Consider the following 25,742-nt stretch of genomic DNA (forward strand, 5'->3'; position numbering starts at 1 on the left):
TCCGAGGCGATAGTGTCCGGCCATGAGGCTCCGCAGCAGGACGGTCGACATCCAGGTCGGACAACTCGATGTGCTCGTGTGGGATGCGGTCGAGCCGCTACCCGGTGGACAGCCGGCGCCCACGGTACTGGCTCTCCACGGCTTTCCCGAGAGTGCCCACGAGTGGCGGCCTGTGGCGGAGCTTCTCACTCGCAACGGTGTGCGGGTCGTGGCCCCGTTGCAGCGCGGGTACTCGCCCGGGGCCCGGCCGGCCGAGGTCGGGGACTACGCGATCGAGCGCCTGACGGAGGACGTCCTCGCCGTTGCGGGGCATCTGGAACTCGGGCCCGTCCATCTCCTCGGACACGACTGGGGCGCGTCCGTGGCATGGTGGCTGGCAGCGCACCGGCCGACCGCGCTCGCGTCGTTGACGGCGGTCTCCGTTCCCCACCTCGGAGCATTCGCGGACGCGGTGGCGACGGATCCTGACCAACAGCAGCGCTCGGCCTATTTCGCTCTGTTCCGCCAGCAGGGAAAAGCTGAGGACGTTCTGCTGGCGGACGGGGCACGGCGGCTGCGGGAGATGTTCGCCGGCGACGTCCCCGAGGAGCTGGTGGCCGAACACCTGAACGTGGTGGGTGTTCGAGCCGGATTGACCGGAGCGCTCAACTGGTACCGGGCGATGCGGAGATACGAGTTGCCGGACGTGGCCGTGCCCACGACCTTCGTCTGGGGAGACCGGGACATGGCGATCGCACGCAGCGGTGCGGAGGCCACGGCGAGCCGGATGGCCGCCGACTACCGGTTCGTCCCGGTCCGGGGAGGGGGACACTGGTTGCCGGAGCAGTACCCTGAACTGATCTCCGAAGAGGTGCTGGCCCGGATTCGTCGGAGCACCGTGTGATCGATACGCCAGCGTCCCCGGGGCGGGACCGGCTCAGTCCTGCCGGAGCTCGCGCTTGAGGAGCTTGCCGGACTGGTTGCGGGGGAGTTCATCGACAAAGACGACGCGCTTGGGCACCTTGAACGGTGCGAGGTGGGCGCGGGTCCCGTCGATGATCTCGGCCTGGGTGGCGTCGGCGCCGACCTTGAGGACGACGACCGCGGTGACGGCCTCGATCCACTTGGGATCCGGGGTGCCGATCACGGCGACCTCGGCGACGCGCTCGTCCCGGTAGACCGCGTCCTCGACCTCGCGTGATGCCACCAGGACCCCGCCGGTGTTGATGACGTCCTTGATGCGGTCGACGACCTCGAGGAAACCCTCGGAGTCGCGCACGACCAGGTCCCCGGAATGGAACCATCCGCCGCGGAACGCCTCCTCGGTGGCCTCGGGCTTGTTCCAATAGCCGCTGCACAGCTGGGGCGAGCGGTACACCACCTCTCCGCGCTCCCCGTCGGGGACCTCCGCCCCCGTCTCGTCGACGACACGGGCCTCGACGAAGAACACTGAGCGACCGGCGCTGGCCGGGCGGGCATCGTGCTCCTCGGGCCGGAGTACACAGGCGAGCGGGGCGACCTCCGACTGGCCGAAGCAGTTGTAGAAACCCAGGTCCGGGTACTTCGTCCGGAGCCGCTGGAGGACGGTGACCGGCATGATCGATGCGCCGTACTGCGCCTTGGTGAGGCTGGACAGGTCGCGCGTCTCCAGATCCGGATGCGAGGCCAGCGGGACCCAGACCGTCGGCGCCAGGAAGAGGGACCTGATGCCGTCCTCTTCGACGCGGCGGAGGATCTCCGGGATGTCCGGCGCGGCCATCAGATGCACCGTGGCGCCGAGCGAGAGGTACGGCAGCGCGAAGACATGCATCGCCGCCGAGTGATAGAGGGGCATCGCGACAAGCGGCTCGTCGTCGATGTCGAAGTCCAGCGCCAGGATGCAGCTCACGTACTCGTGGATGAGCGCGGAATGCGTCATCATCGCGCCCTTGGGCCGCGAGGTGGTCCCCGAGGTGTAGAGAAGCTGCGCCAGGCTGGTGCCGGAGGCGGGGGAGTCCACGGGCGTGGTCTCACCGGACGCCAGTGCGGTGCCGAGCACCGTACCGTCGACGTGCCCGCCGGCGGCGGGCTGAAGGTCGAGTGAGCTGAGGCCGGGCAGGTTGCCGAGCACCGCATCCAGCGTCGGCGCCTGCGCCGGGTCGACGAGCACCAACGACGCCCCGGAATCGGTGAGGAGGTACTCGAGTTCTCCGCCGGTGAGCGCGTAGTTGACAGGGACGTGGGTGTAGCCGGCGCGCGAGGTCGCGAGGAAGGCGATGAGATACGCGTCGGAATTGACCCCGTAGGCCGCGATGCGGGAGCCCGGTTCCAGGTCCCGCGAGGTGAGCTCGGCTGCGACCCTGTCCACGGCGGCGTCGAGTTCCGAGTACGACCAGCGGCGGTCGGCGAAGGTCAGGGCGACCCGATCGGGGAATCGGGAGGCGGAACGGCGAAGCACGGCATCGACGGTCCCGGCGCTCGCGGCCGACATGACGGGGAGAGGGGGTGTTGTCATGTGGTGACCCTATAGCGGGTGCCCTACTCCCGTTCGGGCGACGTCAGTCTTCGGCGCGGAGAATCTCGAGGACCTCCGGCGGGATGTGCCCACTGGCCTCGCGTGGGGTCCAGTGCTCGCTCGGAACCCATTGCGAGCCACAGCCCCGGCAGGCGAACAGCGGCTCCCCGCGACGCTCCACGGGGGTCGCGTTCCAGTTGCACAGGTCTCGACACGACCGGACCCGCAGAGGTGCGAGATCGGGGTCGGAGCGGCGGCGCGCGAGCGACCGCAAGGAGGAAAGGGAGGCCATGACATGGGCCAGGCTAGTCCCTTCCGTCGCCCGAGCACGGCGACGCGCGCCCGAACGGGGGCGGGACCCCGGGTAGCCTGGCCGGGCGCTGAACGAACGGAGAACACCATGACCCCATGCCCGTGCGGAGGCGCGGACTACCGGCACTGCTGCGGACCCCTCGTCGATGACGGGGTCCCGGCGAGGACCGCCGAGCAGCTGATGCGGTCCCGCTATACGGCGTTCGCGCTGGAGCGACCGGACCATCTCTGGCGCACGTGGCACCCACGGACCAGGCCCGAAACCGTGGAGGTCGGCGGGACGAAGTGGACCGGGCTCACCGTCCTGGAGGTGGTCGCGGGAGTGGATGACGACGACGGCGGCGTCGTCGAATTCGAGGCGCGCTTCACCGACGTGGACGGTCCCGGCATCATGCGGGAGCGATCCGAGTTCCGGCGCCGCGGCGGACGCTGGGTGTATCTGGACGGCGCGTGATCCGGGCGGCTCAGGATGCGGACGAGTTGGTCGTCTGGACGGCGGGATCGGCGGGCTGGAGTGTGACGGTGACCGAGGCCAGCGTCCGCGGCGTGGTCACCTCGAGACGACCGATGCGGTCCGTGGCGGGCATCTTCCACGCCACCATGCCCCGGATCTCCTGACCCGGTGAGGTCATGACGGTGGGGACGAGCGGGTCCGGTATCAGCCCGGCCGGGTCCTCGATCCGTTCGAACTGAGCACCGGAGGGGGAGTAGGCCGTGATGGTCGTTGGTCCGATCTCGGGTTGTCCGGCGGACTGGACCGCGCGCACGTCGACTGCGAGCACCGTGTCCGCGTAGGCGCTGGCGGGGACTATCCGGAGGTTCGAGAGGGTGACGGTCGCGTCCCAGGATTCACCGGCGACCGGGAACGGGCGGTCGAACTGCCGGGATGTCGGCACCGGACCCGCAGCCGAACCGGCCGGGGCGTGGGTGGGGCGATGCTCGTCGGAACCGAACGGGGACGACGAGCAGGCGCCGGAAACGGCTGCCGTGGCCGCGAGTATGGCGGCGAGGACGACGCGGCGCATGGGACGCTCCTGGGACGGGCCGTACACCGGGCCGGTCCCGGCAGAGTCACATATTACTGTTCGCCGGGCCCGGAGTCGTCAGCAGAGTGCAGGTCGCGCCATTGTTTGCCGGCGACGCGACGAGCGAGATCCGAGTAGACATCATCCAGTTCCGCCACGATCTCGGCGAGTTGGATCTTGAAATTGACCGGGACGAAGACCCTGTCGACGAATTCCGACTCGGCCACGATGGTCTTGCCGTCGAAGACGTACCGGCACCACTGCGAGTCACGATTGAGGATCGCCACTTCCGTCTCGGCGGCGGCGGCGTCCTCCACCGTCGCGACCAGCGGGCTGCGGAACACGATGAGGGGCATCGATCTGTGTGCCCGGACGAACAGGACCACACAGCCGGCGGGAACGGTGAACACGTCATGCTCGTCCGCCTCGACGCGGCCGTGGTACACCTCGGACAACGCCGCGCCCAACGCCCGGGTCGCCTGGTCCGGGTCGGTGATCGTGATCGGCCGGAAATCGACGTCGTCGGCCACCGGAGCTGCCGGGCCGGCGGTGGCCGCCAGAGCCGTCTCGTGATGGTTGTGCGGGCCGGCGCCGGGGCGGCTGCCCTGAGCGGCCGCATCGGAATCCACCACGTCATGCAGGAACACGGGGTGGGGGATCCCGAACACACGCTCCATGGTCCCGGCCACCAGGTGCGAGAGATGACTGGCCTCGTACGCGGGCAGTCGTAACCGGGGGCCGGCGGTCGACGACAGCTCGTTCGGGATCTCCCAGCCCAGGCCCGCGAGCTGGTCGAGTTGGGCGGTACGCAGCGGGACCGGGTCGTCCTCGGTACCTCCACCGGACACCTCCGCCTCGACCGAACCCGGGCCGGCGGCCGCCCCGGGGGTGTCGGCAGCGTCCGATGCGGTGAATCGGATGAACGGCGGTTGCCCGACATGCGAGCCCAGTACGGGCACAGTCAGGTCGACGATCGCGCCGGGGACGAGGTCACGCAGAAACCCGGCCAGGCGGACGGCGAAGCGCTCCCACCCGGCCGCGATCGACGCATCCACGTCGAACTCGAAATCCGGCATGCCTCGCAGTCAACCACCGAGTCACGCTGTCCGTCAGCGGTTCGCGAGTGTCCGACGCGGGCGTTCAGGCTTCGGCCCCGGCGTGGCCTCTCTGATAGTCCGCCCAGTACTCGTCGGAACCGTCGAACCCCACCCGGATACCGCCCTGATGCTCGAGGATCGCCGGCTCGATCGGGGCGATCGACCGCTCCGAGGCGAGGGCCGACGCCACGTCGTCGAACTGCGACAGGGTGTGAAGCTGTACCCAGGTGGGAGGCAGGAGCATGGACCGCCCGGAGCGGAAGTCGCCCAGCAGATCGGCCGGACGCGCCCACATCGTCAGGTCGACCTCGGTCGTCTGATCGTCGGGCTCCTGGCCGACGGGCAGTGCCGCGAGGAAGAACCGGGTGTCGTAGCGACGCTTCTCCACGGCGGGGGTGATCCAATGGTCGAACGGGCGGAGGCGGCCGGCTGCCAACGAGAGTTCTTCGGTGGCGAGGAAGTTGCTGAAGGTCATGCGATGGCCCTCGAGTTCGGCGCGCGCCGCGTGATAGCGCCCGGCGTCCGAGACCGGGGAGCCGTCGAGATGATCGGCCAGCAGTACGCCGCACTCCTCGAAGGTCTCCCGCGCGGCGGCACAGACGAGCCGACGGGCCCGGGCTTCCTCACATCCGAGGCGGTCAGCCCACCAGTGCGGCTCGGGGCCGGTCCAGGCCAGGTCCGGATCGTCGTCAGCGGCATCCACTCCGCCGCCGGGAAATACCGTCATCCCGCCGGCGAACGCCATTCCCCTCACCCGGCGGGCCACGAACACCTCGGGGCCCGCGTCGGAGTCACGGATCACCATCACAGTGGAGGCGTCCTTCACGGGACGCTCGGTGTTGTGCTCTGCCTCGCTCATGAGGCCAGTCTGACCCGTCGCCGTGACGAGGCCGGCAACGGGGTGCGGTTCCGAGCCTTCCGCGCACGCTCCCGGGGGAGGTTTTCAGCGCGATTCGGCGCCGACCGCGGATGCGGCGGCCAGGGTCCCGTGGAGCACCCGCCGCACATGTTTGCGGAGTTCCCCGCGGTGGTCGAGATCAGGCGATCGATCGACTCCGGAGCGCACGATCGTCATGTACATGACGTCGAAGACGGTCTGGGCCGGACCGGTCAGCCGCGCGGCGGTCGCCGTTCCACCGCAGTGCCGCGCCAGCACTTCGGCGATGCTGCCGCGGAGCTCCACGAGGATCTGCTGGGCCTCGTCACGGTGCGGACCGGGCTCGCCGAAGAGCGTCTCCCGGTGGTAGGCGGCGACGTTCTCGGGTTGCCTCTCGAGTGCCCGGACCAGTGGTTCACACAGTTCGACGAGATCCTCGACCGGGTCGCCGGTGTCAGGGACGGATTCGACCATGAGCCGGAAGTCCTCGTTGGCGATCATGCACAGCAGTTCGCCCTTGGATCGGGCGTAGCGGAACAGGGTCCCCGTGCCGACCTCGGCGAGTTCCGCCACCTCCTGGGTGGTCACGGACGAGTAGCCGCGCGAGGAGAACAGCTGACGAGCCGCCTGGTGGATGCGCCGCTGCTTGTCCGCCTTGTTCAGTTCGCGTCGCCCCGGTTCGCGCGTGGAGCTCAACTGAACCACTCGGTCGGCTTGCCCGCGACCAGGAGAAGCGTGAAGACGATCGCCACGACGATCACCGTCACGATGAGAGCGAGGATCGGGGAGCGAAGAGCGGTCGCGAGGAGCCGCTCCGGCAGCGACCGGGGGGACTCCCCGTCCTTCCCCAGCCGCCAGGGGCCGGCGAGCAGCCCACGTCGCTGGACGGACCTCTCGAACGGGTAGGTGGCGTAGGGGATGATCGCGGAGGCCAACCCGAGGACTCCCGTGCCGAAGGACCAACGTTTGTCGATCCAGACGGCGACGGTCGTCACCGCGTAGCAGAGGAACACGAACCCGTGGATGCTGCCGCCGACAGTCGTGGCCCACTCCAACCCGAAGGCGTACTTGCCGATCATGCCGAGGATCAGCAGGGTCCACGTCACCATCTCGGCGAGCGCGAGCCTCAGGTACAGGGTGCGGGGGGTCACAGGTGTCCTCCAATGATCGTGTCAGGGTCCGCTCGATATCGTACGGACTCTCTGACCAGCCATTCGGAGCAGGCTCCGGAAGCGTTCACCCGCGCAGCGCGATCGAGGCGAATCTGGCTTCGCCGGCCTCGTCACTGGCTGCCAGATCCACCACGGCCTCGATCGCCCAGCCGTGGTCCCCCTGCGGATCGTCGAGAACCTGGCGGACGCGCCACGTGCCGGCATCGACCCCCGGGCCGGACTCGGTGACGGAGAACAGCGCAGGGCCTCTGGCGCCGGGTCCTGTCCCGATCTCGTCGTACTCGTCCCAGTACGGGTCGATCTCGGAATCCCAGTCGGGATGCTCGGGGACGGCGTCGTCGAGTTCGACGAGCCGTTCGATGTCGTCCCGGGCGAGCAACTCCACCCGGCGGAACATGGCGTTTCGCACCATCACCCGGAAGGCGCGCCGATTCGCGGTGACAGGCCTGGACGCGCCGGCCGATTGACCGAAGGCCAGCTCCGCGACCTGTTCAGAGGACACGTCGGGATCGGTGAGCAGCTCCCATTCGTCGAGCAGGCTCGAGTCGACCTGACGGACCAGCTCGCCCAACCACTCCACGAGGTCGTCGAACTCCTCGGACCTCAGGTCGGCGGGGACCGTCTGGCGGAGGGTCCGGTAAGCGTCGGTGAGATAGCGCAGGACCGCCCCCTCCGAGCGGCTGAGACCGTATGCCGAGATCAGGTCGGAGAAGGTCATGCCCCGCTCGACCATCACCCTGATGACGGACTTGGGTGACGGCTCGATCCCCGTAACCCAGGGATGCCCGGCCCGATAGGCGTCGTACGCGTCGGACAGGAGGTCGTCGAGCGGTCTGGGCCACGTGATGTCCTCGACGAGCTCCATCCGCTCGGAGTACTCGACACCGTCGGCCTTGAGCGAGGCGATCGCCTCGCCGCGGGCTTCGCGCTGCTGCGCATAGAGAACGGGCCGTGGGTCGTCGAGGACGGCTTCGATAACCGAGACGATGTCGAGATCCGGGGTTGGGGAGTCGGGGTCCAGGACCTCCATCGCGGCCAACGCGAACGGCGCCAGCGGCTGGTTGAGGGCGAAATCGCGCTGGAGGTCCACAGTGAGTCGAACGTGCCGTCCGTCGTCGTCGGGCTCTGCCAGCCGCTCCACGATGCCCGCGGTCTCCAAGCCACGGAACAGCTCGATCGAGCGCAGTACGTGGTGGCGTGTGCGGGCCCGGGTCTCGTGGGACGAGAGCAGGAGGTGCCGCATGTGGCCGTAGCAGCTGCCCGGCCGCGAGATGACGTTGAGCAGCATCGAGTTGCTGACCTCGAACCGGCTGGTGAGCTGCTCCGGCTGGGCGCCGACGAGCTTGTCGAAGGTCGATTGTGACCAGTTGACGAAACCCTCCGGCGGCTTCTTCTTTGCGGTCCTGGCCTTCTTCTTGGGGTTGGCCAGGGCCTTCGCCGCCGCCTTGGCGTTCTCGATCTCGTGCTCCGGGGCCAGCACCACCACGAACCCCTCGGTGTCGAATCCGGCGCGCCCTGCGCGCCCGGCGATCTGGTGGAACTCCCGGGCCTTGAGGACTCGCTGACGGCGGCCGTCGAATTTGGTCAACCCCGTGAACAGCACCGACCTGATGGGGACGTTGATCCCCACCCCGAGGGTGTCGGTGCCGCAGATGACGTTGAGCAGGCCATCCTGCGCGAGCTTTTCGACGAGGCGGCGATACTTGGGGAGCATCCCCGCGTGGTGGACACCGATCCCGTGGAGCAGGAGCTTGCGGAGGGTCCGGCCGAACGACGTGGTGAAACGGAACCCGCCGATCTCGTCCGCGATGGCTCGTTTGCGATCACGGTCGGCCACCGAGAGGGACGTGAGCGCCTGGGCCTGCTCGAGCGCGGCAGCCTGGGTGAAGTGCACGATGTAGACGGGTGCCTTGCCCTCGCGCAGCAGGATCTCCACCGACTCGTGAACGCCGCTGAGGGCGTAGTCGAAGCTCAGCGGGACCGGACGCTGCGTGCCGCCGATGTGGGTGCAGGGCCGACCGGTGCGTTCCTCGAGGTCGGCCTGCAACCAGCCGACGTCTCCGAGCGTGGCGGACATCAGCAGGAACTGCGTGTCGGGGAGCTCGATGAGCGGCACCTGCCAGGCCCATCCACGGTCGGGCTCCGAGTAGTAGTGGAACTCGTCCATCACCACTTGGCCGATCTCGGCATCGGCCCCCTCGCGAAGCGCGATGTTGGCGACGATCTCGGCGGTCGCGCAGACGATCGGCGCATCGGGGTTGACCGAGGCGTCCCCGGTGATCATTCCCACGTTCTCGGCGCCGAACACCTCGCACAGCGCGAAGAACTTCTCGCTCACCAGGGCCTTGATCGGCGCGGTGTAGTAGCTCCGCACGCCGCGGGCCATCGCGGCGAAATGCGCACCCAGCGCCACCAGCGACTTACCGGACCCCGTGGGGGTGGCCAGGATGACGTGGCTGCCGGCGGCGACCTCGAGGACCGCTTCCTCCTGTGCCGGGTACAACTGCAGGCCCCGGTCCGCGGCCCACGCCACGAACGCGTCGTACACCGCCTCGTCGTGGAGGCCGGCGGGAACGTCGTCGAGGTCAGCGAGCAGATCGGGCAGATGCACCCGTCCGAGCCTAGTCGCCCGGCCTCGTCACTCGCCCGGCTGCGGTCCGCCGTCGGAGTCGCCGCCTGACTGCTGGGCGAGGAAGCGCTCGAACTCCGCACCGATCTCGTCGCCGGAGGGCAGCGGCTTGCCTCCGGGATTGAGCGAGTCCGAGCCCATCCGTGCCTCCATGAACTCGTCGTACTGCTTCTCCATGTGCTCGATGGCCGTGAGGATCTCCGCGTTGTGGGCGATCTGCGCGTTCACCTGGGACGTGAACTCCTCCGCTGACTTCTCCAGTTCCTCGGTGGGCAGATCGAGTCCGCCGACCTTGGCGATGCTCCCGACCAGGTTGAGCACGGCCGCCGGGTAGGCGGTCTGCGAGAGGTACTGGGGCACGTGAACGGTGAATCCCGCCGACGGGATGCCGTGCTCGGACATCCGGAGTTCCAGGAGGGAGCTGACGTTTCCAGGCACCGAGAACTCACCGGGCCAGGCGGTGAAGCCACGGATCAGGTCCACGTCGCTGGCGTGGGCGCTGGCGTTGGTGGGCCGGGTGTGGGGCACGCCGAGGGGGATCGAACCGAGCCCGATGGACATGCGGACGCCGAACGCCCCCGCCAGATCGATGACGGACTCGGTGAAGCCGTCCCACCGCAGGTCCGGCTCGAGACCGGACAGCAGCAGGAAGGAGCTTCCGTCCGCGTCCTTGACGGCATGGATCTGAATCGTGGGCTCGTCGTAGCTCGCGAAGTGGTCGAAGGAGTACTTCAGATGCGGGCGCCGTGATCGATAGTCGACGAGCTGATCCGCGTCGAACTCGACGATCAACTGCGAGTCCAGGGAGTCACGGAGGTGCTCGGTGGCGCCCTCGATCGCCTGCCCCGCATCGGAGAACCCCTCGAGTCCGTGCACGAGCACCGGCCCCCGGCCGTCCGCGGACCGCAGATCGGGAAGGGGTTGGATCAGTCGGTACAGATCGCTGTGCCTGGCCATGTCGACTCCTCTCATCACCGCACCTCGTCAACGGGGCGACGAAGCTCGCGCGGTCGTCCATTCGGGACGGGTACTCACCCCTTTGCCAACGTCAGGCCGCGGCGGATGATTCCCCGCGCGCACCGCTTCCTCCACAGGCGCGCGTCACAGACGTCCGCAGGAGCGGGCGGCGCGACCCGGATGCATGAGGGTTGGGGCGGTGGAGGACACCCGCGGACCGCGCTCCCAGATCCGGGACGGGGCCGCGCGAGGAGAGACGGGTGGACGGCGATGACGACACGAGGCCGAACCGGAGACGACGGTCGGGACGAGCGGGAGCGGGTGGTGATCAGTTCGCCGGAGGAGATGATCGCCTCCGTCCCGGCGATGCTCGGTTTTCCTCCACCCCCGGGGTCAGTCGTGCTGGTGGGCGGGAGGATGTCCGACGGCGGCAACGCGCCGGTCATGCGGGTGGATGTGCCCGGGCTCCAGGACGAGGACACGATCGCCCCCACGGAGGGCGAGTTGTTCGATGAACCCGGTCTCGATGCTCCGGACGGGGAGCCGGGGCTGGTCGGCAGGATCGATCCGGGCCCGGCCCAGAGCCTGGCCCAGTTCTGCGCGCGGGAAGGGGTCCGGTCCGTGCACCTGATCGTGGTGCGGGAGGACTGCATCGACGGGCATCTCGCCGCTCAGCGGGCGATGGACGCTGCGGCCGCGTTCGACTACTGGCTGGGGTTGGCGGGCACGGAGGTCGTCAACGCCTTCGGGGTGGAGGAGTTCGCGGCGGGTGCCCCGTGGGTGGATCTGTTCGGGATGGTCCGGGGAATCCAACTCGATCCCGACGCCACGCATCTGGCTGCGGTGTACGCGTTCCAGGGACGGTCGGTCGCGGCATCGAGGAGCGACATCGAGCGCCTGTACCTGACCCGCGACCCGGACGCGAGGGACACGGATGGAGGCGGCACCGATGCAGCGGCGACGGCGGGGACGTCCGCGCTGGTGGCGCGGCACGACTCCGCCGCCGCGCGCCTGGGAACCGGGGAGCGGGTCGACGACAACGAGCTTGCCGTGATCGGACGCGGCCTGCTGTCGATCGACGTCCGTGACGAGGTCTATCGGAACCTGGCCCAGCGCCCGCTGACCGACGACGACGGCCGCCGCCTGCTCTGGTGGGCCCTGGCTCGTCGACGACCCCCGAAGGAGCGTTCGGTGGCTCTGCTCCTCCTCGGTGCCGCGGCCTACTTCGCGGGAAGTGGCGTCCATGCGAACGCCGCACTCTCCGCAGCGGTGACGGCCGATGGCGCGAATTCGCTGGCGCGGCTCATCCTGAACGGTCTGATCGAAGGGATCGCACCGGAACGCCTCAGGCAGGTGGCGGCTGCATGAGGAGCTCGCGGCGCCGGATCAGGGCAGCGGTGAGAGGGGAGGGGCCGTGACGAGATGCTGACAGGCGGGGCCTGCCGCAGGGGCTCCGCGTCGACTGGTTCGCGCACAGCCCGCCCGGCACTGATCTTCCGGGTGCTCGGCGGGCTGTGCGTGCGTGCTCGTGTCGCTCGCCGTCAGCGGCGGTGTCGTCAACGAGCAGCCGAGTGAGCGCGATCTCCGAGCGCCTCGGTGAACTTCCATGCATCCTCGACGACCGTGCGTAGATCGGTACGGCCGGGCGTCCAGCCGAGCTCGGTGATCGCCCTGGCGCTGGACGCGACCAACACCGCGGGATCTCCGGCCCGTCGAGGCGCGATGACGTCCGGGATCGGGCGGCCCGTGACCTCGCGACAGACGTCGATGACCTCACGCACCGAGAACCCCTCGCCACTACCGAGGTTGAGGATCCGGTGGACGCCCGGGGAGTTGGACTCGAGGGCGAGGACGTGCGCATCGGCGAGATCTGCGACATGGATGTAGTCGCGGATGCAGGTGCCGTCCGGGGTGGGCCAGTCGTCACCGAACACCTTGATGTCCTCGCGGTGTCCGAGCGCGACCTGCAGAACCAGCGGGATGAGGTGGGTCTCCACGACGCGGTTCTCGCCCGCGGCCCCGTAGGCGCCGGCCACGTTGAAGTATCGCAGGCTGGTCGCCGCCAGCCCGTGGGCCGCGGCGTACGAGCTGATCGCGTGATCGATCGCGAGCTTGGTCGCCCCATAGGTGTTGGTGGGCCTCGTCGGCATGTCCTCGGTGATCGGTACCTGCTCGGGCTCGCCGTAGGTCGCCGCGGTGGAGGAGAAGACGAGGTTCCCGACGCCGGCGGTGCGCATCGCATCGAGCAGCGTCAATGAGGTGACGACATTGCCCTGCCAGTACTCGCCGGGCTTCTCCACCGACTCGCCCACGAGGGAGCGAGCCGCGAAATGCAGGACCCCGTCGAAGGACGGGTCGAGGACGTCCCCGACGCTCTCGGCGACATCGCCTTCGATGAAGGTCGCGCCCTCGGGGACACCCTCACGATTGCCGGTCGACAGGTCGTCGAGGATCACCACCTCGTGACCGCGCTCGACGAGGACGGTGGCGCAGACCCCGCCGACGTATCCGGCGCCGCCGGTGACGAGGAGCTTCACGGGAGGAGCTCGACCTGGATCGCGTGGGCATGATCCCCGTCGATCTCCACTGTGTGACCGGACCCGGAGTTGAGCTCCACGAGGTGCCCGCGACGGGTGGCGGTGACGGTCTTGAGGGGCTCAACGCCGGTGGCCCGGAACTCGGAGATGAGCTCGGTGTCGATCTGGACGTTCTCGCCGATCGCCTGGATGCGCACCTGGTGGGGCACGTCGGGTTCGAGTTCCGAGAGTCGGATGTACGTCAGCTCCTCACCCGTCGCGGAGCTGTACCCGATCCGCTCGAGACCGGGGATGGGGTTGCCGTACGGGGAGGTACGGGGATCGTCGAGCACCTCGATGAGGCGACGCTCGACGTCGTCACTCATGACGTGTTCCCATCGACACGCCTCGGAGTGGACCTTCTCCAGTTCCAGTCCGATCACATCGACCAGGAGCCTTTCGGCGAGGCGGTGCTTACGCATCACGTCCACCGCGAGCTCCCGGCCGTGGGGAGTGAGCTGGAGATGGCGATCCGGGGCCACCAGCACAAGCCCGTCCCGCTCCATGCGCGCGACCGTCTGGCTCACGGTCGGGCCACTCTGCTCGAGGCGCTCGGCGATCCGCGCACGCAGCGGGATGACCCCTTCCTCCTCCAGCTCGTAAATGGTGCGGAGGTACATCTCGGTGGTGTCCACCAGGTCCTTCACGCTGCAGTCCTCCGAGTCGAAAAGCCGGTAGAGAGATTGTCCTACTGATCCGCGGGCGACCCGCGCCCGTGGATCTCGTCGGCACCGAGCCTACCGTCGCGGCACCGACCGGGGTGGAGCGCTCTCAAACCCGGGCCGCACCGCAGTACGTTGCGTAGATTCGCGGGTGACGCAGACCTCGGTTCAAGCCGGGGAGGCGAGGCCGGGAACCACCCGGCGGAAACGGGAGGACGGTGACCATGACGGGCATCCGGGACGGAGTCGCGGCGGGGGTGGTGTGGAGTCCGTCGTTGTTGGAATACCGCCACTCGGCGGACCACCCGATGAGTCCGAGGCGACTTGATCTGACGATGTCGCTGGCCACCGAGCTCGGTGTTCTCCAGGGAGTGGAGCTGATCGATCCCGGATCGGCGACGGACGAGGAGCTTCTCCGCGTCCATACCTCGCGATATATCGACTCGGTCATAGCCGCCGGCGATCTGCCGCCCGGTGAGCACGTGGGAATGAGTCACGGGCTGGGAACCGCCGACAACCCGACGTTCCCGGGGATGCACGAGGCCAGCGCGGCTGTGGCCGGTGGAACACTCGCCGCGGCGCGCGCGATCGCGGACGGTGTCGCCACGCGGGCGGTGTCGGTCGCGGGTGGGATGCACCATGCGATGCCGGCTGCCGCCGCCGGCTTCTGCGTGTACAACGACGCCGCGGTGGCGATCAGCTGGTTGCTCGACAACGGCTACGACCGCGTCGCCTATGTCGATATCGACGTCCACCACGGCGACGGGGTCCAGACCGCCTTCTACGAGGATCCGCGGGTTCTCACGGTCTCGTTGCACCAGCACCCCGCCACGCTGTGGCCCTCGACGGGCTGGGCGTCCGAGACCGGCGTGGGCCGGGCCGAGGGCATGTCCGTCAACCTCGCCTATCTGCCCGCTGTCACCGATCCGCTGTGGCTACGCGGTTTCCATGCCGTGGTGCCCGGGCTGTTGCGGGCATTCGAGCCGCAGATCATCGTCCTGCAGGCCGGATGCGACTCGCACCGCGAGGACCCGCTCGCGGACCTGTCGCTCAGCGTCGACGGGCATCGTCGGTCCTATCTGGACATGGTCGCGTTGGCGGACGAGATCTGCGAGGGTCGGCTCATCGCGATCGGGGGCGGCGGGTACGAGCTGGTCCGGGTGGTCCCGAGGTCGTGGACCCACCTGATCGGGGCCGTGCTCGGTGTGCCGGTGGACCCGGACACCGTAGTGCCGGAATCGTGGCGGACGATGGCCGGCCGACTCACCGTGCCGGACCGGGTGCCGCAGTCCATGAGCGACGGGGAGATCCCGGAGTACACCCCGTGGGAGCCGGCCGGGGCCGACCGGGGTGTCGAGATCGACCGGTCGCTGGCTCGACTGGACCAGTCCATCCTCGATACCAGGCGCTCGGTGTTCCCACTGCACGGGCTCGACCCCGACGATCCGAGGGACTGACCCCATGGGTGACCGCCCCGTGGTCAACCCGCACGACGACCATTGACCGACCGATGAACTCCGCCCCTGGAGGACCACACATGGCGCACCCCGGAGACACTCCGACCGGCGATCCGATGAACCAGACCTCCACGACCGGTGGGCCCCCGGCGGTGGAACCCCCGGAGCACGCCTCGACCGACACCTCGGTGGACGTCTACCCGGACGGGTATCCACACGAGTGGGCGGCCGACGTCCTCGGCTCCGACGGCCGAGCGGTCCGGGTCCGGCCGATCCTCCCCGAGGACGCCGAGAAGATCTCGCGATTCCACACGAGCTTGTCAGAACGGACCCGCTACCTGCGGTATTTCGGATCGCGGGATGTTCTCTCGGATCGGGAACTCCGGCGGATGACCAACGTGGACTACCGCGATCGGATGGCGTTCGTGGCGGAGCTCGGTGCGGAGATCATCGGGATCGCGATCTACGAGCGGCTACCCGACTCGACGTTCGCGGAGGTCGCGTTCACCATCTCGGACCAGCACCAGGGCCGGGGCCTGGGGTCGATCTTCCTCGAACATCTGGCCGGCGCGGCCGCGGAGTGCGGTATCGACCATTTCGAGGCTGAGGTCCTGTCGGAGAACCGCTCGATGATCCAGGTCTTCCGTAGGGCCGGGTACGAGATCTCACGGTCGTTCGACGGCTCGACCCTGCACCTGGAATTCGCCATCGACCCGACCGAGGCGCTGACCAACGTCCGGAACTCCCGCGAGGCTGCGGCCGAGTCGCGAAGCGTCGCCCGGGTTCTCAACCCCGCGTCGGTGGCCGTGATCGGAGCGTCGGACCAGGTCGGCAAGATCGGCCACACGGTTCTGCGAAACCTCATCGCCAACGGGTTTTCCGGGCCGGTGTACCCGGTCAACTCGGACGCCAACTCGGTGCAGTCGGTACGCGCCTACGCGAGCGTCCGGGACATCCCGGATCCGGTGGACCTCGCGGTGGTCGCCGTCCCGGCCGCGTCGATGTCGGAGGTCCTCGACGACTGCCTGTCCAAGGGCGTGTCGACCCTCGTCGTCATCTCGGCGGGGTTCTCCGACGTCGGAAGTGCGGGAGTCGTTTCGGAGCGGCGTCTCGTGAGCGAGGCGCGCGCGCACGGCATGCGCGTGGTCGGACCGAACGCGCTGGGCGTGATCAACACCTCCTCCGACGTCCAGCTCAACGCGACCCTGGCGGAACTGGTCCCCGGCCCCGGACGGGTGGGGTTCTTCTGCCAGTCCGGTGCTCTGGGGATCACGATCCTCGCCGCGGCGGCACGGCGTCGGCTCGGTCTGTCCACGTTCGTCTCCGCGGGAAACCGCGCCGACGTCTCGGGTAACGACCTGATGCAGTACTGGGACACCGACTCGGCCACCGAGGTGGTGTTGCTGTACCTCGAGAGCTTCGGTAACCCGCGGAAGTTCTCCCGGATCGCGCGGCGGATAGCCCGCAACAAGCCGGTCGTGGTGGTGCGGCGCGCCGCCGACGACCTCGAATCCGGCGTCGAGGGGCTCACCGCATCGGCGATCCGCGGACTCTTCCGCGACTCAGGTCTCATCCAGGTCGACTCGATCACCGACATGTTCGACACCGCGACGCTCCTCGCGTATCAGCCGCTACCCGCCGGTGGTCGGCTGGGGATCGTCGGGAACTCGTCGGCCGTGGCTCGCCTCGGTGGTGACTCGGCGCGGTTGCAGGGCTTCACCGTCGCCCATTCGGTCGATCTCGGGGCCGGAGCGAACCCGGAGGAGTTCCGGACCGCGATCTCCGACGCCCTCGACCGTGATGAGGTGGACTCCGTTCTGACGGTCTTCGTACCGCCTGTGGCCACGGAACCGGACAAGTTCGCCGAGGCCATCCGTGCCGCCGCTGCGGAGAGCGAGAAGCCCGTCGTCAGTACGTTCCTCGCCGGGGAGGGTCTTCCGGAGGGGCTGACCGTGACCGATGAGTCCGGCGTCGCCTCGCGCGGATCCATCCCCTCGTATCCGTACCCGGAGCGAGCGGTGTCCGCGCTGGTGCGGGCCCGACGCTACGCCGAATGGCTGGATCGCCCCGCAGAGGAACCCGCCGAGTTCGAGGACATCGACCGCGTGCGTGCCCGCGAACTCGTCGACTCGCTGTGCCACCTCAACGCCGGTACCGACTCGTTCGAGCTCACGCAGGGCCAGGTGCGGGCGCTACTCGAGTGCTACGGCATCGACATCGTCGACTACCGCGTCGCCACCGACGTCGAGCAGGCCGTGATGGCCGCCGACGAACTCGGGTACCCGGTCGCGGTGAAGGCGATGAGCGAGAAATGGCGCACCCGGAGCGATCAGTCGGGGGTCCGGCTCGATCTGGCCGACGCCGGCGCCGTCCGGCACGCGTTCGACTACCTGCAGTCCTCCACCGGGTCGCGCTCACTTCACGTGCAGAAGATGGCCACCAAGGGAGTCGCCGTCACGATCCGGGTCGCCGACCATCCGATCTTCGGGTCGCTGATCTCGTTCGGGCTGTCCGGGCTGCTCTCGGACCTCCTCGCGGACCGGGCCTTCAGCACCCTGCCGATCTCCCCGACGGAGGCCGCGGCATTGCTCGACCGGCCCCGGGCGGCCCCGATCCTGGACGGGTACGCGGGCGACACCCCGGCGGACCGGGGGGCGCTCGTCGACCTCATGGGACGAGTGTCCTGCCTGGCCGAGGATGTACCGGAGATGCGCAAGCTCTCGCTGGATCCGGGGCTGGCCACGCCCAGCGGTCTGTCCGTGCTCTTCGCGAGCGTGCAGCTCGGGCCTCCGCCGTTGTTCAGCGGCGACGAAGGACCGCGCCGACTTCGCTAGAACCAGTCCGCACCGGAAGCGGCCCGCAGACGACGAAACGGCCCCGCCTCCGGGGCCGATTCGGGTCGATGGGGTCCTACGCGGCCCCGGCACCGGAGCCACGACCTCGTGGCGTCAACGTCTTGGTCGCGACGTCGTGGCCGCTACGCGGTCCGCGGTATCAGACGGCGTACGACCGCAGCTTGTCAGCGCGGCGGCCCTCGCGGAGCTTGGCCATAACCTCGCGCTCGATCTGACGCACGCGCTCACGGGACAGGCCGAAGCGCTTGCCGATCTGGTCGAGGGTCCGCGGCTGACCGTCATTGAGGCCGAAACGCAGCGTGATGACCTGCTGCTCACGCTCCTCGAGCGTGGCCAGGACGGCGCGGACATCCGAGTGCATGACGTTGGTCACGACCGTGTTCTCGGCGCTGGTCGCCTCGGCGTCCTCGATGAAGTCGCCCAGCGGCGCCTCTTCGTCCGCACCCACCGGCATGTCCAGGCTGACCGGGTCGCGCGAATGGTCGAGGAGCTCCTCGATCTTGTGCGCGGGGATGCCCGACTCCTCGGCGAGCTCCTCCAGTGTCGACTCGCGGCCGAGCTGCTGGTGCAGCTCACGCTTGATCCGCGCCAGCTTGTTCACCTGCTCGACGAGATGCACCGGAAGCCGGATGGTGCGCGACTGGTCGGCCATACCGCGGGTGATGGCCTGGCGGATCCACCACGTGGCGTAGGTCGAGAACTTGAACCCCTTGGCGTAGTCGAACTTCTCCATCGCGCGGATCAGCCCGAGGTTGCCCTCCTGGATGAGATCGAGGAGTGGCATCCCACGGCCCGTGTAGCGCTTGGCCAGGGAGACCACCAGACGAAGGTTGGCCTCGAGGAGGTGGGCGCGGGCGGCCTCGCCCTCCCGGACGATGGTCGCGAGATCGGCCTTCTTGACGGGGCCCAGGCGCTTCTTGGTGGCCAGCAGATGCTTGGCGTACAGACCGGCCTCGATGCGCTTCGACAGCTCCACCTCGTCCTCGGCGTTGAGCAGGGCGGTCTTGCCGATCCCGTTGAGGTAGACGCGGACCAGGTCGGCGCTGGGGCTCTGGCCGTCCGAATCCGCCTCCGTCCGATGGTCCGAACGGGTGGTGGCTGACGTCATGTCTCCTCCTCCTGCCTTGCCCGGGGGTGGGCCGGCGGTCGGTCGCTGGTGGACGGATCAGGATCGTGTCCGTATTCCGGTCACGTACACCTACAACGGCAGAGGTACCGGGAATGTTCCCGGGTGGATGATTTCGGTCACGACATGTGGCGGAATGAAATACCCGTCACCGTGAGTTCGGGGTGTCGATGAGCAGCGTGAACGGGCCGTCGTTGACCGAGCGCACCTGCATCATCGCGCCGAAGACCCCGGTCGAGACCTCGAGCCCGCGGTCACGAAGACCGCGCACCACGGCCGCCACAGCCAGCTCGGCCACCTCACCGGGTGCGGCCCGGGACCATGACGGGCGCCGCCCCTTGGCTGTCGAACCCATCAGCGTGAACTGGCTGACCACCAGGACCGGGGCGCCGACCTCGACCGCGCTCGTCTCCTCACGCAGGATCCGCAACTCCGCGATCTTGCGGACCATCGTGTCGATGTCCGCCTCGTCGTCGTCGTTCGATACCCCCAACAGCACCAACAGCCCCGGGCCGGGGAGGGCGCCCACCACGGCGTCGTCGACCGTGACCGACGCCTCGGTGACCCGCGAGACCACGGCCCTCACCCGTCGGCCCCCGGCGATGACGCGCCCTCCGGGGCGTCGGCGGGGGACGATCCCCCGGGAGCCGCGGCCTCGGCCCCCGGCGGCAACAAACCGGGGACCCCGGCGGGTACGAGGAAGCCGTGCAGGAACAGGTCGACGACCACCCGACGTACCGGCGCCGCGAGTTCGTCCGGATCGGCGCCCGCCGCCGCGCCCGCGAGGATCACCAGATCCGCCAACGATAGGGCGCCAGTCCGCGCGCCCCGCAGCACCGTGGCGGTGAACTGATCGATCTCGTGTCGCCACCGCGCGCCGGTGACCCGCTCGACCACGACGGTGGCGGGACCCGCCGGCAGGCCGTCCGGGCCGGTGGGCGCCAAGGACTCCGACACGTGCAGATGGACGTCGGGGGAGACGGTGAACACGGTCCGGTCCAGCGCGACGTCCTCGCTGCCATGACGGTGCGCGGCCTCGCGCAGCCACGCGGTGCGGGCGAAATAGGCCTCCGCCTCGTCGCCCAGGCCCGCGTCGAAGGGGTGCGTCAGGTCCTCACACAGCACCGACGACGGGCCGTCGATGCGTCGCAGATACACGTAACCGAACCCGATGCCCGCCACGCCCTCGTCACGGAAGTGGTCCAGCCAGGCGTCGGCCGCCTTCCACGTGGACTCGTCGCGCGGGTCCATCCCCTCGTCGGTCAACCATGTCCACGCGTAGAGGCCCGGATCGGACGAGTCCCTGCGGAGGAACCAGGCATCGACCCCGTCGGCCGGCACCCACGCGGCCACATGCGAACGCCAGTCCACGTCCTCCCGCTCGACCCAGGACGCCAGCAGGATCGCCGTCCCGCCCTCGGCGAGATGTTCCGGAGCGCCGGACACGACCGTCCGACTGGCGCCGTCGAGTGCGAGCCCCGACTCCCGGTACGAGTGACCCATCTCGGACGGGCCCACCACGAACGGCGGGTTGGCGACGATCCGGTCGAAAGTCCGCCCGGCGACGGGGCCGAACCACGGGCCCCGGACGAGCTCGGCCTCCATCGCGTTGATCGCCAGAGTCGCCTCCGCCAACTCGAGGCACCGCGGGGTGATGTCCGTGCCGGTCCCGGCCTCGCCGGACTCGAGCGCGTGCACCAACTGGATGCCGCAGCCCGTTCCCAGATCAAGAACGGAACCGGCGGGGGAGGTGGGCGTGATCCGCAGAAGGGACAGCGTGGCCTGGCCCACGCCGAGCACGTGGTCCGGCCGGGTCCCGGTGCGGACCATCGACCCGTCGACGTCAGAGAACACCCAGCGGGTCCCGTGGCCGGTGTCGACGGGACGGAGGTCGACGAGTGCCTGCACCGCGCCGTCGTCACCGACGGACCACAGGCCCGCCCCGATGCCGGCCCCGAGGTCGACCTCCGGGAGCAGTTCGGTGACCACAGCGCGGGGGAGCGCATCACCCAACACGAACAGACGCACCAGCGCGCCAGCCGCGCCGGAGTTCCGGGCGTGGCGCCGGACGACCGCAGCGTCCGAGCGGGCGAGCGCCGAGACGGCCTCCTGTCCCAGGGCCCGCTCCAGCCCCGGAACGGTGTACCCGTGCTCGCGGAACGCCGCGGCCAGAAAGGGGGAGAGAACCGCGAGGGAGTCGGTGGAACGGGTCACGGGTTCAGGGTCGCTTTCGTCAGTGGTCGCCGCTGGTGGGTTCGTCGGTGTCACCGGTGTCGTCGGCCTCATCGGCCTCATCGGCGTCCTCGGGGCCATCGGTGTCGGCCTCGCCGTCGCCGTGGGGGTCGGTGTGGGCATCGGTGGTCTTGCCCGTCAACCCGGACGGCAGGGCCACCGTCCGCGGCGCGGACAGGCGCCCCGCGTTATAGGTGCGGGCCTGCTGCTTGGGGAGCGGCGGGCGATCGTTGGCGCCGATCACGGCGATCCACGGGATCGGGATCGATCCCGCGACGATCGCCAGCGCGATCCACGGGTTGTTCCAGAGCGCGAGCGCACCCGCAGCGAGCAACAGTGCCGGGATCCGGACACTCATCAACAGGAAATACCGCTTCTTCCGGGCCGCGAGTTCGTCCTGGTACGACTGTCGCGCCCCGGTGATGAGGACGGGGCTCGAGGTGTCATCCCGATCCCCGGACCGCTTTCGTCGGAAGTCGGGTGCCATGGACCCCAAGGTACTCCGGGGTGCGCGCTGGAGCGTTGGCGCGGTGACGGCCGGGTGCGGCATCATGAGGGGGTGAGCACCACCCGGACCAAGACACTCGAGCGTCCCGAGGTCACTACGACCGAGGAGACGGAGGACGACGCCCCGAAGTTCTTCCACTACGTGGACAAGAGCAAGATCGCCGAGAGCGCGGTCATGGGAACCTACGTGATCGCCCTGTGCGGTGAGGTCTTCCCGGTCACCCGCTCGGCCAAGCCCGGTTCTCCGGTATGCCCGGAGTGCAAGCGCGTCTACGAGACCCTGAAGCCTGGTGAGTGATCCCGGAGCGGTCCCGGGCACCGAGGAACTGACCGCAGAACCCATCACCCCGCCGGCCGGCGGGCCGTCGCTGCGCGCCTGGCAGCGCACAGCCCTGCGCAAGTACCTCATGGCCCGGCCCAAGGACTTCCTCGCCGTGGCCACGCCGGGTGCCGGCAAGACGACGTTCGGCCTCCGGGTCGCCAACGAGTTGCTGGCGGACCGGACCGTCGACACGATCACGGTCGTCGCGCCGACCGAACACCTGAAGTACCAGTGGGCGGCCTCCGCGGCCCGTGCCGGGATCGCGTTGGACCCCGAGTACAGCAACTCCTCGGGGGCACTCGCTCCCGAGTTCCACGGTGTGGTGGTGACCTACGCGCAGGTCGCAGCGCACCCGTTCAAGCATCGCGGGCGCACCACGGCACGCCGCACACTGGTGATCCTCGACGAGATCCACCACGGCGGTGACGCGAAGAGTTGGGGCGACGGTATCCGCGAGGCGTTCGAGGACGCCGAGCGCCGCCTCTCGCTGACGGGGACACCGTTCCGCTCGGACGACAGTCCGATCCCGTTCGTCACCTACGAGCCCGACGGTCAGGGTCATCAGCGTTCGAAGGCCGACCACGCCTACGGCTACGCCGACGCGCTGGCCGACGGCGTCGTCCGTCCCGTCGTCTTCCTGGCCTACTCCGGTGAAGCGCGCTGGCGTTCCAACGCCGGCGAGGAGTTCTCGGCCCGCCTCGGTGAGCCGCTCAGCGCGGACCAGATGTCCCGGGCCTGGCGAGTCGCGCTCGACCCGCACGGCGACTGGATGCCGGCGGTTCTGCAGGCGGCCCACACCCGGCTGCGCCAGATCCGCGCGGGCGGTGTTCCGGACGCCGGCGGCCTGGTGATCGCCACCGATCAGGAGCGCGCGCGGGAGTATGCGGCGTTGCTGACCGAGATCACCGGCAAGCCGCCGACGGTGGTCCTGTCCGACGACCCGACGGCATCGAGCCGGATCGGTGCCTTCTCGGATTCGACCGACGAGTGGATGGTTGCCGTCCGCATGGTCTCGGAGGGCGTCGACGTGCCCCGACTCAGTGTGGGCGTCTATGCCACCAGCGCCTCCACCCCGCTGTACTTCGCCCAGGCCATCGGGCGGTTCGTGCGTTCGCGGCGCCCGGGGGAGACCGCCTCGGTGTTCCTGCCGTCGGTGCCTGTGTTGCTGAAGCTCGCCTCGGAGATGGAGGCCCAGCGCGATCACGTGCTGGGTAAGCCGCATCGGGAGGAGGGGCTGGAGGACCAGCTGCTCGCCCAGGCGAACCAACAGCAGGACGAGAACACGGAGGACGAAGAGGACCGCGGCTACATCTCCCTGGGCGCGGACGCCGAGCTCGACCAGATCGTGTACGAGGGGTCTTCGTACGGCACCGCGACATTCGCCGGCAGTGAGGAGGAGGCCGACTACATCGGGCTCCCCGGCCTGCTGGGAGCGGACGACGTGAAGGCCCTTCTGCGGCAGCGGGAGAAGGAGCAGTTGAGGGATCGTTCCTCCGCGCAGGCCTCCGGGCCCGGGGCGGTGTCCGTGGTGGGCGCCGACCCCGCCGTGTCGGGAGCGACTCTGCCGGGCAACGCCGCGGGCCCCGGCGCCCACGCCGGCGCCGCCGCCGAGCGGGTCGCCTCGGCCGCCGAGCTCAAGGATCTGCGGCGCCAGCTCAACACCCTGGTCTCCGTGTACTCGGGCCGCCTGGGCAAGTCCCACGGGGCGATCCACTCCCAGCTGCGCAACGCCTGCGGTGGTCCGCCCGTGCCGATGGCCTCGACCGAGCAGATCCGCGAGAGGATCTCGACCCTGCGCAGCTGGTAGGTCCGCCGACCGGCCTCACCAAATCCAAGAAATCCGCTACTCGGATGCCCGATCCGCTACCTGCCTGCGGGTAGCGGATCGTGCGGGGGAGTAGCGGATCTCTCCGGGGCGGGTCAGTCCAGGTAGTCGCGCAGGACCTGCGAGCGCGACGGGTGCCGCAGCTTCGACATGGTCTTCGACTCGATCTGGCGGATCCGCTCGCGGGTCACGCCGTAGACCTGGCCGATCTCGTCGAGGGTCCGGGGGAGGCCGTCGGTGAGGCCGAAGCGAAGCCGGACCACGCCGGCCTCACGCTCGGAGAGCGTGTCGAGCACGGACCGCAGCTGGTCCTGCAGAAGCGTGAAGCTCACCGCGTCCACCGCGACCACGGCCTCGGAGTCCTCGATGAAGTCGCCGAGCTGCGAGTCACCCTCGTCGCCGATGGTCTGGTCGAGCGAGATGGGCTCCCGGGCGTACTGCTGGATCTCCAGCACCTTCTCCGGGGTGATGTCCATCTCCTTGGCGAGCTCCTCCGGGGTGGGCTCGCGGCCCAGATCCTGGAGCAGCTCACGCTGGATGCGACCGAGCTTGTTGATGACCTCGACCATGTGCACCGGGATACGGATAGTGCGGGCCTGGTCGGCCATGGCGCGGGTGATGGCCTGGCGGATCCACCAGGTGGCGTATGTGGAGAACTTGTAGCCCTTGGTGTAGTCGAACTTCTCGACCGCGCGGATCAGACCGAGGTTGCCCTCCTGGATGAGGTCCAGGAACGCCATGCCACGCCCGGTGTAGCGCTTGGCCAGGGAGACGACCAGCCGGAGGTTGGCCTCGAGCAGATGGTTCTTCGCGCGGACGCCGTCCCGCTCGATCCACTTGTAGTCGCGCCGCTGAGCGGTGGTGAGCTTCTCGCCGCGCTCGGCGACCTGCGCCATCCACCACGTGGAGTACAGGCCCGCCTCGATGCGCTTGGCGAGCTCCACCTCCTCCTCGGCGTTGAGGAGGGCGACCTTGCCGATCTGCTTGAGGTAGGCACGCACGGAGTCCGCGGACGCGGTGAGCTCGGCGTCCTTGCGGGCCTGCCGCAGAGCCTCGGACTCATCCTCGTCCCAGACGAAGTCACCGGAGGCCTTGTCCTTGGCGGAGGGCTCCTCCTTGGTTTCCTCGTCGGCCTCTTCGTCGTCCTCGACATCCTCGACCTCGACGTCTTCCAGCTCGGAGGTGTCGGGCTCGGCCTCGAGGTTCTCCGCCGACTCGTCGATCTGATCCTCGTCGACCTCGGACGTCGCCGGGGAGGTGGTCTTCTTGGCCGCCGTCTTCTTGGCGGCGGTCTTCTTCGCCGCCGTCTTTTTTGCCGCGGTCTTCTTGGCGGGGGCCTTCCTGGCCGCGGCCTTCTTCGCGGGCGCCTTCTTGGCGGCGGTCTTCTTGGCGGGGGCTGCGCCCGTGACCTCGGTGCCTGACGGATCGCCGCTCTCTGCGGGATCCGAACTGGTGGTCTTCGTGGCTGCCACAAACGCCCCTTCACAACCGGTTGCTAGATAGGAATCGGGGATCGGTGCCGCGTGCTCTGCAGACACTCGAGCCGTCCGCCTTGCGGTACCGGGCCCGTCCCCGGCCGGTACATGAGTCCGGCCTGCGCCATTGTAACGAGGAACCGGCGCGAGGGTCGCATCCGGC

At 69.1% G+C, this 25,742-nt stretch carries 23 protein-coding genes; 7 read left to right on the top strand and 16 right to left on the bottom strand.

The genetic code is table 11. The features are described from left to right. Positions 1-22 precede the first annotated feature (22 nt). The gene (locus ACWIE7_RS00175) at positions 23-883 is read left to right on the top strand and encodes an alpha/beta fold hydrolase (RefSeq protein ID WP_452098770.1); all 861 of its coding nucleotides are present in this window, start codon (positions 23-25) and stop codon (positions 881-883) included. 33 nt (positions 884-916) lie between these two features. Here ACWIE7_RS00175 and ACWIE7_RS00180 read toward each other — a convergent pair whose 3' ends face one another. Both ACWIE7_RS00180 and ACWIE7_RS00185 read right to left on the bottom strand, forming a co-directional pair. Further along, positions 917-2,473, bottom strand: a complete 1,557-nt coding sequence (locus ACWIE7_RS00180; protein ID WP_454068304.1) for a fatty acyl-CoA synthetase — start codon at positions 2,471-2,473, stop codon at positions 917-919. A 43-nt stretch (positions 2,474-2,516) separates the two neighbouring features. Further along, positions 2,517-2,765 carry a hypothetical protein gene (locus ACWIE7_RS00185; protein WP_452098772.1) on the bottom strand — a complete coding sequence of 83 codons (249 nt, stop codon included), beginning with the start codon at positions 2,763-2,765 and terminating at the stop codon, positions 2,517-2,519. A 108-nt stretch (positions 2,766-2,873) separates the two neighbouring features. Here ACWIE7_RS00185 and ACWIE7_RS00190 point away from each other — a divergent pair, with 108 nt between their 5' ends. Then, the gene (locus ACWIE7_RS00190; protein ID WP_452098773.1) at positions 2,874-3,239 is read left to right on the top strand and encodes a YchJ family protein; all 366 of its coding nucleotides are present in this window, start codon (positions 2,874-2,876) and stop codon (positions 3,237-3,239) included. A 10-nt stretch (positions 3,240-3,249) separates the two neighbouring features. Here the strand turns inward: ACWIE7_RS00190 and ACWIE7_RS00195 are convergent, their stop codons facing one another. The 7 genes from ACWIE7_RS00195 to ACWIE7_RS00225 all read right to left on the bottom strand — a co-directional run bounded on the left by ACWIE7_RS00195 (position 3,250) and on the right by ACWIE7_RS00225 (position 10,542). Then, a complete protein-coding gene (locus tag ACWIE7_RS00195) occupies positions 3,250-3,810 on the bottom strand; it encodes a hypothetical protein (RefSeq protein ID WP_452098774.1) in 561 nt (186 codons plus the stop codon). Between the two features lie 53 nt (positions 3,811-3,863). Continuing rightward, on the bottom strand, positions 3,864-4,886 hold the full coding sequence (locus ACWIE7_RS00200) for a T3SS (YopN, CesT) and YbjN peptide-binding chaperone 1 (protein WP_454068305.1): 1,023 nt from the start codon (positions 4,884-4,886) through the stop codon (positions 3,864-3,866). 64 nt (positions 4,887-4,950) lie between these two features. Continuing rightward, entirely contained in the window at positions 4,951-5,766 is an 816-nt protein-coding gene (locus ACWIE7_RS00205) for an NUDIX hydrolase (protein ID WP_454068306.1), read from the bottom strand. Between the two features lie 84 nt (positions 5,767-5,850). Beyond that, the gene (locus tag ACWIE7_RS00210; protein WP_230929033.1) at positions 5,851-6,480 is read right to left on the bottom strand and encodes a TetR/AcrR family transcriptional regulator; all 630 of its coding nucleotides are present in this window, start codon (positions 6,478-6,480) and stop codon (positions 5,851-5,853) included. Further along, entirely contained in the window at positions 6,477-6,935 is a 459-nt protein-coding gene (locus tag ACWIE7_RS00215; RefSeq protein WP_452098777.1) for a DUF3817 domain-containing protein, read from the bottom strand. The genes ACWIE7_RS00210 and ACWIE7_RS00215 overlap by 4 nt, the downstream gene beginning before the upstream one ends. Before the next feature lie 85 nt (positions 6,936-7,020). Next, positions 7,021-9,567, bottom strand: coding sequence for a DEAD/DEAH box helicase (locus ACWIE7_RS00220; protein WP_454068307.1), 2,547 nt, complete (start codon positions 9,565-9,567; stop codon positions 7,021-7,023). 27 nt (positions 9,568-9,594) lie between these two features. After that, positions 9,595-10,542, bottom strand: a complete 948-nt coding sequence (locus tag ACWIE7_RS00225) for a proteasome assembly chaperone family protein (protein WP_452098779.1) — start codon at positions 10,540-10,542, stop codon at positions 9,595-9,597. Positions 10,543-10,812: 270 nt separating this feature from the next. Here ACWIE7_RS00225 and ACWIE7_RS00230 point away from each other — a divergent pair, with 270 nt between their 5' ends. Further along, on the top strand, positions 10,813-11,910 hold the full coding sequence (locus ACWIE7_RS00230) for a DUF4192 domain-containing protein (protein ID WP_452098780.1): 1,098 nt from the start codon (positions 10,813-10,815) through the stop codon (positions 11,908-11,910). 188 nt (positions 11,911-12,098) lie between these two features. Here ACWIE7_RS00230 and galE read toward each other — a convergent pair whose 3' ends face one another. Together galE and ACWIE7_RS00240 are read right to left on the bottom strand one after the other, a co-directional pair. Continuing rightward, positions 12,099-13,079: a UDP-glucose 4-epimerase GalE gene (gene galE / locus ACWIE7_RS00235; RefSeq protein WP_452098781.1), complete on the bottom strand. Its 981-nt coding sequence runs from the start codon at positions 13,077-13,079 to the stop codon at positions 12,099-12,101. After that, positions 13,076-13,765, bottom strand: a complete 690-nt coding sequence (locus tag ACWIE7_RS00240; protein ID WP_230929027.1) for a metal-dependent transcriptional regulator — start codon at positions 13,763-13,765, stop codon at positions 13,076-13,078. The genes galE and ACWIE7_RS00240 overlap by 4 nt, the downstream gene beginning before the upstream one ends. A gap of 239 nt (positions 13,766-14,004) precedes the next feature. Here ACWIE7_RS00240 and ACWIE7_RS00245 point away from each other — a divergent pair, with 239 nt between their 5' ends. Continuing rightward, positions 14,005-15,237 carry an acetoin utilization protein AcuC gene (locus ACWIE7_RS00245; protein ID WP_452098782.1) on the top strand — a complete coding sequence of 411 codons (1,233 nt, stop codon included), beginning with the start codon at positions 14,005-14,007 and terminating at the stop codon, positions 15,235-15,237. Between the two features lie 80 nt (positions 15,238-15,317). Further along, positions 15,318-18,071, top strand: coding sequence for a bifunctional acetate--CoA ligase family protein/GNAT family N-acetyltransferase (locus ACWIE7_RS00250; RefSeq protein WP_452098783.1), 2,754 nt, complete (start codon positions 15,318-15,320; stop codon positions 18,069-18,071). 160 nt (positions 18,072-18,231) lie between these two features. Here the strand turns inward: ACWIE7_RS00250 and ACWIE7_RS00255 are convergent, their stop codons facing one another. The 4 genes from ACWIE7_RS00255 to ACWIE7_RS00270 all read right to left on the bottom strand — a co-directional run bounded on the left by ACWIE7_RS00255 (position 18,232) and on the right by ACWIE7_RS00270 (position 21,937). Next, entirely contained in the window at positions 18,232-19,200 is a 969-nt protein-coding gene (locus ACWIE7_RS00255; protein WP_230929024.1) for a sigma-70 family RNA polymerase sigma factor, read from the bottom strand. 166 nt (positions 19,201-19,366) lie between these two features. Further along, positions 19,367-19,804: a D-aminoacyl-tRNA deacylase gene (gene dtd / locus ACWIE7_RS00260; protein WP_454068308.1), complete on the bottom strand. Its 438-nt coding sequence runs from the start codon at positions 19,802-19,804 to the stop codon at positions 19,367-19,369. Next, positions 19,801-21,432, bottom strand: a complete 1,632-nt coding sequence (locus ACWIE7_RS00265) for a DUF7782 domain-containing protein (RefSeq protein WP_454068309.1) — start codon at positions 21,430-21,432, stop codon at positions 19,801-19,803. The genes dtd and ACWIE7_RS00265 overlap by 4 nt, the downstream gene beginning before the upstream one ends. A 19-nt stretch (positions 21,433-21,451) precedes the next feature. Next, on the bottom strand, positions 21,452-21,937 hold the full coding sequence (locus tag ACWIE7_RS00270; protein ID WP_452098786.1) for a DUF3099 domain-containing protein: 486 nt from the start codon (positions 21,935-21,937) through the stop codon (positions 21,452-21,454). Between the two features lie 72 nt (positions 21,938-22,009). Between ACWIE7_RS00270 and ACWIE7_RS00275 the strand changes: the two genes are divergently transcribed. Together ACWIE7_RS00275 and ACWIE7_RS00280 are read left to right on the top strand one after the other, a co-directional pair. Next, positions 22,010-22,255 carry a DUF3039 domain-containing protein gene (locus tag ACWIE7_RS00275; RefSeq protein WP_230929020.1) on the top strand — a complete coding sequence of 82 codons (246 nt, stop codon included), beginning with the start codon at positions 22,010-22,012 and terminating at the stop codon, positions 22,253-22,255. Between the two features lie 28 nt (positions 22,256-22,283). Then, positions 22,284-24,086: a DEAD/DEAH box helicase gene (locus ACWIE7_RS00280; RefSeq protein ID WP_454058192.1), complete on the top strand. Its 1,803-nt coding sequence runs from the start codon at positions 22,284-22,286 to the stop codon at positions 24,084-24,086. A 113-nt stretch (positions 24,087-24,199) separates the two neighbouring features. Here the strand turns inward: ACWIE7_RS00280 and ACWIE7_RS00285 are convergent, their stop codons facing one another. Then, entirely contained in the window at positions 24,200-25,642 is a 1,443-nt protein-coding gene (locus tag ACWIE7_RS00285; RefSeq protein WP_452098788.1) for an RNA polymerase sigma factor, read from the bottom strand. Positions 25,643-25,742: the final 100 nt, after the last annotated feature.

The sequence above is a fragment of the Dietzia sp. NPDC055343 genome, from assembly GCF_053645265.1.